This window comes from Sphingomonas bacterium (assembly GCF_028289855.1).
Taxonomy (GTDB): Bacteria; Pseudomonadota; Alphaproteobacteria; order Sphingomonadales; family Sphingomonadaceae; genus Sphingomonas.
This window is the reverse complement of sequence record NZ_JAQGKZ010000011.1, coordinates 1-8,164: the sequence shown is the minus strand read 5'-3', so window position 1 is coordinate 8,164 and position 8,164 is coordinate 1. Positions and strand designations below refer to the sequence as shown.

The window sequence follows — 8,164 nt, the reverse complement described above, 5'->3', positions numbered from 1 at the left end:
CCCGCGCACCGCGCCTGACGCGCCGCTGCCGACCACTTCGAACTGGCCGGGATCGAAATTGACGCCGGCGCGGCGGGCGTCGTCCTGAGTCAAGGCGACGGTGGTCGCGCCGGTGTCCACGACGAACTTGATCGGCTCGCCATTGACGTCGGCGACGGTGAAGAAGTGGCCGTTTTCCTCGCGCTCGAGCACCGTCTCGCGCGGGCGGTCCGCGGTCGCGACGGCGGCAAGCGCAGGCGGCGGCGCGGCCTTGGGCTTGCCGCTCGGCAGCAAGAGGCCGAGCATGATGCCCATCATCGTGACGGCGAGGACAGCGAATTTCATCGGCGAGAGATAGCTCGGCTCGCTTGCGTTCCAATTTATCGGAATACTTAACGCCGCGGTTACCGCGTGGCGAAATAGTCGAAGATCGCCTCGCTCGTCCGGGTCGATGCGTTTCGCCATCCCGGCGCGTCGGCTAGGTTCATTGGCTTGCCGCCAGCATCGACGATCAGCACCGTCGGCGTGCCAGCGATCCCGTCGAGCCCGAACCGGCGCGCGAGGTCGAGATTCTTGTCCTTCTGACCGACGTCGATCCATACGATTTCGTATCTGCCCGCCAGCATGTCGCGGAAGCGCGGCGTCGCGAACCAGCCCGCAAGCGCGCGACTGTCGTGGCACCAGTTCGCACCGAAGACGAGGATGACGTGATGCCGGTTCGCCGAAGCACGCGTCAACGCCGCGGCGATGTCCTGTTGCGCACGATCAGGGTGGCCGAACGGCCTGGCTTCAGGGTTCGGCGCCGCTGCGATGATTGCAGGAACGGCAAGCGCCAGCACGAATGCCCTCACGCGGCCTGCGCCTGATCCGCCGCTTCGATCTCCGCCGCCTTGGCCTCGACCAGCTTGACGATGTGCTCGATCATGTCGGCGTCCTGGACGTGATGATCGGTGACCCCCGACAGATAGACCATATGCTTGCCGTTGCCGCCGCCGGTGATGCCGATATCTGTCTCGCGCGCCTCGCCCGGACCGTTGACGACGCAGCCGAGCACCGAGAGGCTCATCGGCGTGCGGATATGCTGAAGCCGCTCCTCGAGCGCCTGAACGGTGCGGATCACGTCGAAGCCCTGGCGCGCGCAGCTCGGGCACGACACGACTCGGACGCCGCGGTTGCGGATGCCGAGCGCCTTCAAAATCTCGAACCCGACGCGCACTTCTTCCTCGGGCTCCGCCGAGAGCGAAACGCGGATCGTGTCGCCGATGCCGTACCACAGCAACGAGCCGATCCCGATCGCCGACTTGACCGTCCCACCGACGAACCCGCCCGCTTCGGTGATGCCGAGATGCAGCGGGCAATCGACGACCTCGGCGAGCTGCTGATATGCGGCGACCGCGAGGAACAGGTCGCTGGCCTTCACCGCGACCTTGAATTCGTGAAAGTCGCGGTCCTGGAGCAGCTTGATATGGTCGAGCGCGCTTTCGACCAGCGCCTCCGGGCACGGCTCGCCATATTTTTCGAGCAGGTCGCGTTCCAGGCTGCCAGCGTTGACCCCGATCCGGATTGCGCAGCCGTTCGCCTAGGCGGCGTTGACCACTTCGTTCACCCGCTCGGCCGACCCGATATTGCCCGGATTGATGCGCAAGCACGCCGCGCCCGCGTCAGCCGCTTCGAGCGCGCGCTTATAGTGAAAATGAATATCGGCGACGATCGGCACGCGGCTCGCGCGGACGATCTGCTTGAGGGCGGCGGTGCTTTCGGCATCGGGGCAGCTGACACGGATGATGTCGACTCCTGCTTCCTCGCAGCGGCGGATCTGGTCGATCGTCGCCTTGGCATCGCTGGTCGGCGTGTTGGTCATCGTCTGGACGGTGACCGGCGCATCGCCGCCGACGGGCACGTTGCCGACCATGATCTGGCGGCTGTGGCGGCGCGTGATGTCGCGCCAAGGACGTAGGGACATGCCCGCGCCTATACGCCCGCCGTCGGCCCTCGCCAAGCGCGCTAACGATTTGGTCAGCGGCGGCGCGGTAAAAGCGGCGCCGATCCGATGAACGACAGCACCGCCCTCTCCCGGCAACGGCATTACGGCCTCGACTGGCTGCGCATCGGCGCGTTCGCGTTGCTGATCGTGTATCACATCGCGCAGGTGTTCTCGACGTGGGACTGGGTGATCAAGTCGCCCGTCACCTATCCGCAACTGATCGCGCCGCTGGCACTGCTGACGCCGTGGCGGTTGCCGTTGCTGTTCGCGGTGTCGGGCTATGCCAGCCGCAAATTGCTCGACAAATCGGGCGATCCGGGCGCGTTCGTCGCGTCGCGCAACCGGCGGCTGCTGATCCCGTGGGGGTTCGCGATGGTCGCGCTGATCCCTGCCGAGATGTGGGTGCGCGCAAGAGAGGTCGGCTATCCGTTCGGGCTGATCCACTATTGGCTCGGCGATTACTGGCAGATCGCGCCAGCTTGGGGACATGGTTTCCCGAGCTGGGAGCATCTGTGGTTCGTCGCCTATCTGTGGGGGTACACGATGGCGCTGGCCGGGCTGCTCCTCCTGCCCGGCTGGAACGCCGCGCGGACGAGTCGGGCCGGCGACTGGCTGGCAAAGGGCGCGCGGTTGATCTGGGCGCCGATCGCGGCGCTGGCGCTGGCCAAGCTCGCGGTGATGTTCGTCGTGCCCGAAAAACAGGGGCTGTTCACCGACTGGAACGCGCACCTCTTATATTTCCCGATCTTCCTGTTCGGGTTCGCGCTGGGTGGCAAAAGCGGGTTGTGGCCGGTCATCGCGCGGTCACAACGCCCCGCCGGTTTCATCGCCGTCGGGTCGGGGCTGGTCGTGACCTGGATCGAGCTCAGTTATGCCGGGCATGCCGTGCCGCCGCACGCGATCATGGCGCTGGATCGCGTGGCGCGGATCGCGATGGCGTGGAGCATGATCCTGCTGCTGTTCCACCTCGCCGAACGCCGGCTCAACCGCGATCACCCGTGGCGCGCCACGCTCGCGGAAGCGGTGTTCCCGCTCTACATCGCGCACCATCCGGCGATCGTCGTGCTGGCGTGGCTGACGCTGCCATGGGGGCTGAACCCGTTCGTCGAATTCGCCCTGCTGCTGACCGGCACCTTCGCTTTCGCCGTTACCTTCTACCTGATCGGCCGCGAGGTCGCCTGGCTGCGCCCGCTGATCGGGCTGGCGCCGCGATCAGTCCGCCGGCCGATAGCGCCGGCTGCCGCGCAGGGTAGCGCCTGACGCCAGTTCGACGGTGAAGTCGCCCGATTTGTCGGTCTCGATCCGGCGGATCGCGGCGCGGCGGACGAGGCGACCGCGATGGATGCGCAGGAACGGTTGGCCCAGCTCGGCTTCGACGGCGGCCAGCGTCGCGCGGTGGAGCAACGTCCGGCCCCGCCACGCTATCTCGACATAATTGCCGGCGGCGGCGACCGATTCGATCTCATCGACCGGGATCAGATGCGTGACCGCGCCGTCGTTGACCGCGAGCATCGTTGGCCCCGCGACGGGCGCCGTCGCGGCGCGCGCGATCAGCCATTGCGCCAGCGTGAAGATCGCGACGAACTGGAGATACGAGCCGACATCCTTGCGGTATTCGTAGAGCGGCTTGTTCTCGATCCCGTCGAAGAATTGGTACGTCCCGGCCCCGGTCGCCGCATAATAGAGGTGCCGCAGCCCGACCATCAGCAGCACGTGTCCGCCCGACGCGACGATGCTGCCGACCACCAGCGCGATACCGGTCACGATCCACGGCACGCGCGGCGGGCGGATCCACTTCACCGCCAACCAGATAACGGGGAACACGGTGAACCACGCGATCATGCTGGTCCATTCCCACGACCAGACCAGGTCGGTGCGCAGGAAATACCCGCTCGCACGCTGATCGCTCAGCGACGATTCGGCATTCGCCAGCATGATCACGGCCATGATCACCAGGAACGCGGCCGCCAGCGCAAGCGCCAGCTTACGCTGAGTCCCGTTCATCCCGCGCCACCCGCCGCTCGTCCCGCTGCCGTTCGCCATCGTCCCCGTGAAGCCGCCTTTTGCCCCTCTCCGATACCGGGCCGGACGGCGCACCGCTAGCCATCCGCTCGTCCCGAACGAAGGAGGCAAGGATGGAACGGCATTACGGCATGGACTGGCTGAGGATCGGCGCCTTCGCGCTGTTGATCCTCTATCATATCGGCATGGTCTTCGTGCCGTGGGGCTTTCATATCAAGACCGCGCAGCCGATGGACTGGGTCGAAATCCCGATGCTGTTGACCAACCCGTGGCGGCTGACCATGCTGTTCGTCGTCTCGGGCTATGCGAGCCGTGCGCTGTTCGCCAAGTCGCGCGGCGTCGGCGGGTTCCTCAAGAACCGCAACGCGCGGCTATTGATCCCATTGGTGTTCGGCATGGCGGTGATCGTGCCGCCGCAGACCTGGGTCGAGATTGTCGGCAAGCATGGCTACGGCCACGGCTTCGCGTGGTTCTTCGGCCACGATTATTTCCGCTTTGGCACGCTGTTCGGCATCGTCATGCCGACCTGGAACCATCTGTGGTTCGTTGTCTATTTGTGGGTCTATACGCTGGCACTCGCGCTGCTGATGCTGGTGCCTGGATCGGGCAAGCTCCAGCCGGTATTCGACAAGCTCTTCGGTGGCGGTCGCGCGCTGTGGGCGCCGGTGCTGTTCCTGATGATCACGCAATATTGGCTGTTCCACCGCGACGACGACACGCACGATCTGTTCGGCGACGCGCTGGCGCACCTGCAATATTTTCCTGCCTTTCTGTTCGGGTTCGGCCTCGCCGGATCGCGCGCCGCGATGAGCGGGTTGGCCAGATACTGGAAGCTGTCGGCGGCCATCGCGATCGCCTGTTACGCAGTGATGGCCGGGCTGATGATCGCCTGGCCCGATTTCAGCTTTCCGACCCGCAACGTCGCGCAGATATTCCTCATCGCCCGCGAGATCGACGTCTGGGTGGCGATTGCGGCACTGATCGGCATGGCAGAACGCTTCTGGAACCGCGACAATGGCTGGCGCGCGACGCTCGCCGAGGCGACCTTCCCGTTCTACATCATCCACCAGACCGCGATCGTGCTGGTCGAATTCTGGATCAAGCCATTCGGCCTTGGGCCGCTCGCCGAATTCCTGATCCTCGTGCCCGCGACGGTGGTGGCATGCTGGGCATTCTACCTGCTCGGCCGCGAAGTGAACTGGCTGCGCCCGTTGATCGGGCTCAAGCGGCGATCGGTGGCGGCGCGGGCCGTGGCCGTGCCGCACGTGCGCGCGCAGCCCGACGTGGCCTGATACCTTTACGCCCCTGTTTCGACTATTTTGGCGGCGCGATGGGTAGCTATCGCGCCGCGGGGCGTTACATCGCCCGGCATGACACGGCATTACGGCATGGATTGGCTGCGGATCGGCGCATTCGCGGTGCTGATCCTCTATCACACCGCGATGGTGTTCACGCCGTGGGGCTTCCACGTGAAGACCGCGCAGCCGGTCGAATGGCTGTCGGTCGCGATGCTGGTCAGCAATCCGTGGCGGCTGACGCTGCTGTTCGTCGTCTCGGGCTATGCCAGCCGCGCGCTATTCGCCAAGTCGGGCGGCGTCGGGCACTTCCTGACCAGCCGGGCGAGCCGGTTGCTGGTGCCGCTGGCGTTCGGCGTGGTCGTAATGGTGCCGCCGCAAAGCTGGGTCGAACTGGTGACGCAGCACGGCTACGCGCAGAACTTCGGCTATTTCCTGCTCAACGATTATTTCCGTTTCGCGGCGATCGACGGGGTCGGGCTGCCGACGTGGAACCATCTGTGGTTCGTCGGCTATTTGTTCGCGTACACCGCCGCGCTGTCGCTGCTGTTGCTCGTCCCGCGTCCCGCGGCCCTGCAAGCGTCGTTCGACCGCGCGTTCGGCGGCTGGCGCGCGCTGGTGCTACCGGCCGTGTACCTGGTGCTGAGCCAGGTCGTCATCTTCCACCGCTGGACCGACACACAGGACCTGGTCCACGACGGCATCGCGCATCTGGCGTATTTCCCCGCTTTCCTGTTCGGGTTCGGTCTCGCCCGCTCTGCGCCGGTAATGGCGGCGTTCGTGCGCTGGTGGAAACCCGCCGCGGCGCTGGCGGTGGCGAGTTATGCGTTCGGCGCGGGCGTGGAGATCGCCTACCCGGGCAGTCAGGTGCCGCCGCAATGGCTCGGCGATCAGATGCTCGTGGCACATCAGCTGCAATGCTGGGCCGCGGTTGCCGCATTGATCGGGCTGGCCGAACGCTATTTCAACCGCGACGCCGCGATCCGCCCGATGCTGACCGAGGCGGTGTTCCCGTTCTACCTGATCCACCAGACGGTGATCGTGCTGGGCGAATATGCGTTGCAGCCGCTGGGCCTGAGCGCGGCGGCCGAGTTCGCGATCCTGGTGCCCGTGACGGTTGTCGGGTGCTGGGCATTCTACTTGGCGGGACGCGAGGTCGGGTGGCTCCGCCCGCTGATCGGATTGCGGCGCCGCGCCGCCGGGGCTACCGCTCCGCGCCATGTCCAACTCTTCCAATCGCTGGTCGCTGGTGATCCATGGTGGCGCCGGCGCGATCGCGCGCAGCCAGACCCGGCCTGAGACCGACGCCGGCTTACGCGCCGCGCTCAACGCCGCGCTCGACGCGGGGTCGGCGATCCTGGCGGGCGGCGGCGCATCGCTCGATGCGGTCGAGGCGGCGGTGCGCGTGCTAGAGGACGATCCGCATTTCAACGCCGGGCGCGGATCGGCGCTGACCTATGAGGGCAAGTCGGAACTCGATGCCGCGATCATGAACGGCGCCGATTTGCGCGCCGGATCGGTGGCCGGCGCGACCGCAACGCGGAACCCGGTGACGCTCGCCCGCGCGGTGATGGAGCAAAGCGCGCATGTCCTGCTTGGCGGGGAAGGCGCAGATGCGTTCAGCGCGGAACATGGCCTCGAACAGGCCGGTGCCGAGTGGTTCGCCACCCCAGAGCGCCGCCGTCAGCTAGACGAATTGCTCGCAAATGGCGGCAAGTTCGACGTCGACATGAAATACGGCACCGTTGGCGCGGTGGCGCTCGACCAGGCCGGGCACATCGCCGCCGCGACCTCGACCGGCGGGGTCACCGGCAAGCGCTGGGGCCGGATCGGCGATTCGCCGCTGATCGGCGCGGGCACCTATGCCGACGATCGCGGGGCGGCGGTGTCGTGCACCGGCGCCGGGGAGTTCTTTATCCGCGAAAGCGTCGCCTTTCAGATCAACGCGCGCGTGCGGTTTCTCGGCGAAAGCCTGCAAGCCGCGGCCGATGAAGTGATGAGCGAGATCAAGGCACTGGGCGGCACCGGCGGCGTGATCGTCACCGATGCGAGCGGCAATACCGCGTGGAGCTTCACCACTGCGAGCCTGTATCGCGGTCGCGCCAATGCCGCAGGCGACCGCACGGTTGCGCTGTACGACGATGAGGATTGAGCGCCGCGCAATACGGGCGTAGGCGCTGAGGCCATGAAGCGCCTCCTCCCCTTCCTCGCCGCGCTAACCGCGCTCCTGATCGCATCGCCCGCTGGCGCGTATTGGGAGTACGGCCACCAGACCATCGCCGAGATCGCCTGGGCCAATATCAAGCCCGCGACCCGCACGCGCATCCTTGCCCTGCTGCGCCAGCAGAAGCTGCTCGGCACCTCCGAGTGCAAGGCCGGGACGATAGACGACGCAGCGGTGTGGGCCGATTGCATCAAGGGGATCAAGAACCCCGACGGCAAGCAGAAGTTCGGCGAGACCAACGCCTGGCACTATCAGGACGTCAATATCTGCGCGCCCTTCGACCTGGTCGAAGCGTGCAAGGGCGACAATTGCGTCTCCGCGCAGATCGTCCGCGACGCCAAGCTGCTCGCCGACCGGCGCACGCCCACCGCCGACCGAGTCCGCGCGCTCGTGTTCCTGATTCACTTCGTCGGCGACTTGCATCAGCCGCTCCATGCGGGGGAGAAAGGCGACAAGGGTGGCAACGACGTGAAGGCCGATTACGGCACCTTCACCGCGAGCCGGCTCAACCTGCATTCGATCTGGGACGGCTATCTCGCCGAGCGCGCGATCTCGACGGGTGCGAGCCTGGTCCGGCGCTATCCTATTGCAGAGCGCGCGCGCATCGCGGCGGGCAGCGTCACCGACTGGAGCCGCGAAAGCTGGCAAGTCGCGCACGAC

8 protein-coding genes and 1 pseudogene are annotated in these 8,164 nt (G+C 66.4%); 5 read left to right on the top strand and 4 right to left on the bottom strand.

Annotated elements, in window-relative coordinates; all coding sequences use genetic code 11:
* The 3 genes and pseudogenes from JWM94_RS00645 to ispG form a co-directional block, all read right to left on the bottom strand.
* On the bottom strand, positions 1-324 hold a 324-nt coding region (locus tag JWM94_RS00645), incomplete at its 3' end, for a TIGR02281 family clan AA aspartic protease (RefSeq protein WP_299419706.1).
* 59 nt (positions 325-383) lie between these two features.
* Complete coding sequence (locus tag JWM94_RS00640; protein ID WP_299419702.1) at positions 384-830, bottom strand: thioredoxin family protein; 447 nt, start codon at positions 828-830, stop codon at positions 384-386.
* Positions 827-1,942, bottom strand: a pseudogene (gene ispG, locus JWM94_RS00635) (flavodoxin-dependent (E)-4-hydroxy-3-methylbut-2-enyl-diphosphate synthase). Before ispG ends, JWM94_RS00640 begins: the two are co-directional and overlap by 4 nt.
* A gap of 87 nt (positions 1,943-2,029) precedes the next feature.
* On the opposite strand from ispG, the gene JWM94_RS00630 reads away from it, so the two are divergent.
* Positions 2,030-3,223 (top strand): acyltransferase family protein, encoded by a 1,194-nt coding sequence (locus JWM94_RS00630; RefSeq protein WP_299419698.1) that lies wholly within the window; start codon positions 2,030-2,032, stop codon positions 3,221-3,223.
* Here the strand turns inward: JWM94_RS00630 and JWM94_RS00625 are convergent.
* A complete protein-coding gene (locus JWM94_RS00625; protein ID WP_299419694.1) occupies positions 3,176-4,006 on the bottom strand; it encodes a LytTR family DNA-binding domain-containing protein in 831 nt (276 codons plus the stop codon). The two genes, JWM94_RS00630 and JWM94_RS00625, sit on opposite strands and share 48 nt — an antisense overlap.
* Positions 4,007-4,098: 92 nt before the next feature.
* On the opposite strand from JWM94_RS00625, the gene JWM94_RS00620 reads away from it, so the two are divergent.
* The 4 genes from JWM94_RS00620 to JWM94_RS00605 all read left to right on the top strand — a co-directional run.
* The gene (locus tag JWM94_RS00620) at positions 4,099-5,277 is read left to right on the top strand and encodes an acyltransferase (protein WP_299419690.1); all 1,179 of its coding nucleotides are present in this window, start codon (positions 4,099-4,101) and stop codon (positions 5,275-5,277) included.
* A gap of 78 nt (positions 5,278-5,355) precedes the next feature.
* Complete coding sequence (locus JWM94_RS00615) at positions 5,356-6,579, top strand: acyltransferase family protein (protein ID WP_299419688.1); 1,224 nt, start codon at positions 5,356-5,358, stop codon at positions 6,577-6,579.
* Positions 6,500-7,432, top strand: coding sequence for an isoaspartyl peptidase/L-asparaginase family protein (locus JWM94_RS00610; protein ID WP_299419685.1), 933 nt, complete (start codon positions 6,500-6,502; stop codon positions 7,430-7,432). Before JWM94_RS00615 ends, JWM94_RS00610 begins: the two co-directional genes overlap by 80 nt.
* A gap of 33 nt (positions 7,433-7,465) precedes the next feature.
* The coding region (locus tag JWM94_RS00605) for a S1/P1 nuclease (protein WP_299419681.1) at positions 7,466-8,164 on the top strand (699 nt) is incomplete at its 3' end.

Coding starts and splice junctions, on each gene's coding strand:
- JWM94_RS00625 (WP_299419694.1), bottom strand. CDS start 4,006: ATGGCGAACGGCAGCGGGACGAGCGGCGGGTGGCGCGGGATGAACGGG.
- JWM94_RS00610 (WP_299419685.1), top strand. CDS start 6,500: ATGTCCAACTCTTCCAATCGCTGGTCGCTGGTGATCCATGGTGGCGCC.
- JWM94_RS00620 (WP_299419690.1), top strand. CDS start 4,099: ATGGAACGGCATTACGGCATGGACTGGCTGAGGATCGGCGCCTTCGCG.
- JWM94_RS00630 (WP_299419698.1), top strand. CDS start 2,030: ATGAACGACAGCACCGCCCTCTCCCGGCAACGGCATTACGGCCTCGAC.
- JWM94_RS00615 (WP_299419688.1), top strand. CDS start 5,356: ATGACACGGCATTACGGCATGGATTGGCTGCGGATCGGCGCATTCGCG.